Source organism: Streptomyces tricolor (assembly GCF_002155905.1).
Classification (GTDB): Bacteria; Actinomycetota; Actinomycetes; order Streptomycetales; family Streptomycetaceae; genus Streptomyces; species Streptomyces tricolor.
Genome location: NZ_MUMF01000964.1, coordinates 1 through 1,459, shown reverse-complemented (window position 1 = coordinate 1,459; position 1,459 = coordinate 1). Strand labels below are relative to the sequence as shown.

At 75.1% G+C, this 1,459-nt stretch carries 1 protein-coding gene; it reads left to right on the top strand.

Annotated elements, in window-relative coordinates; translation table 11 throughout:
• Positions 1-211: 211 nt before the first annotated feature.
• A partial coding sequence (locus tag CCN44_RS41955; protein ID WP_107502187.1) for an HtaA domain-containing protein occupies positions 212-1,459 on the top strand: 1,248 nt, incomplete at its 3' end.

Sequence of the window (1,459 nt, the reverse complement as noted above, 5' to 3'; positions counted from 1 at the left end):
GCCGGCGCCACCGGCCGCCTCGGGGGAGCCGCCGCAGCCGGTGGCGCCGGCGGCGAGGACGAGCAAGGAGACCAGCGCTCCGGCCAGTTGACTGCGCAACCGTCTCACGATTCCGTCCCGTTCCCTTCGGTCGGCTTCCGTATCTGCCCGACAAACCTTAGGTTAGCCTTACCTTAGTTTGCTACCGGCTGCCGTCTCCGGAGGACCCCCCATGCCCGCGCGCCTTCGTGCCCTGGTCACCGTGGTGTGCACGGCCGTCCTGGGAGCCCTCCTGCTCCCGGCCGCCCCCGCCCGCGCCGAGACCCGCACCGTGCAGGGCGGACGGCTCGACTGGGGCGTGAAGTCGTCGTTCCAGAGCTATGTCACCGGCCCCGTCGCCCGGGGGAGTTACTCCCTCACCGGCGGCGCGGCCACCGTGGGCAGCAGCCGGTTCCGCTTCCCCTCGGCGACCGGCGGCTACGACGGCGACACCGGGGCGTTCCGCGCCTCCTTCGCCGGCGGCGTCCGCTTCGTCGGACACCGCGCCGGCGGCGGCTACCGGCTCGACCTCACCCTCGGCCGCCCCACCGTCCGGATCTCCGGCGGCACCGGAACCCTCTATCTGGACGTCACCAGCAAGGCGAAGGGCACCGGGACGGTCACGACGTCCGCACAGGTGCCCTTCGCCTCCCTCTCCCTGGCCGGCATCGACATGCGCGGCGGCGGCAGCACGGTGGTCCTGGCCGACGTGCCCGCCACCCTCACCGCCCAGGGCGCCAGGTCCTTCGCCGGCTACTACACCGCCGGGACCCCGCTCGACCCGGTCAGCCTCTCGGCCGACGTCAAGCCGGCGGCCTCGCCCACCCCGGCCGAGCCGAGCCCGGCCCGTTCCGCCGGACCGGCGAAGAAGCCCGCGCGGCCCGGCGCCCTCGCGGACGGCGCCGTCGACTGGGGCGTGCGCCGCACCTTCCGCGAGTACGTCACCGGAGACATCGCCCACGGCCGCTGGACGCTGACCGACGGCGCCCGCGACGGCGGCGCCCTCTTCCGCTTCCCCCGGGGCGAAGGCACGTACCACAAGGGGGACTTGACGGCGCGCTTCCGGGGCACCGTCCGCTTCACCGGCCGGCACGGCCTCGATCTGCGGCTCGCCGCGGTCAGGGCCACCGTCCACGACGGCGCGGGCACCCTCTACGCCGACGTCACCGGCCGGGACTTCAGCGGCAGGAAGGTCCCCCTGGTCACCTTCGCCGCCCAGGACTTCACCGCCCACGACGGCCTCGCCCGGCTCACCGAGGCCCCCGCGCGGCTCACCGCCGAGGGCGCCCGGGCCTTCGGCGGCATGTACCAGGCCGGTACGGAGATGGACCCGGTGTCCCTCGCCGTCGCCCTCACCGCCGACGCCCGCCTGCCCGCCCTGCCCGACCTGGGCAGCACCGCCGCGACGACACCCCCGGCCACCCCTACCGCTGTCTCTTAT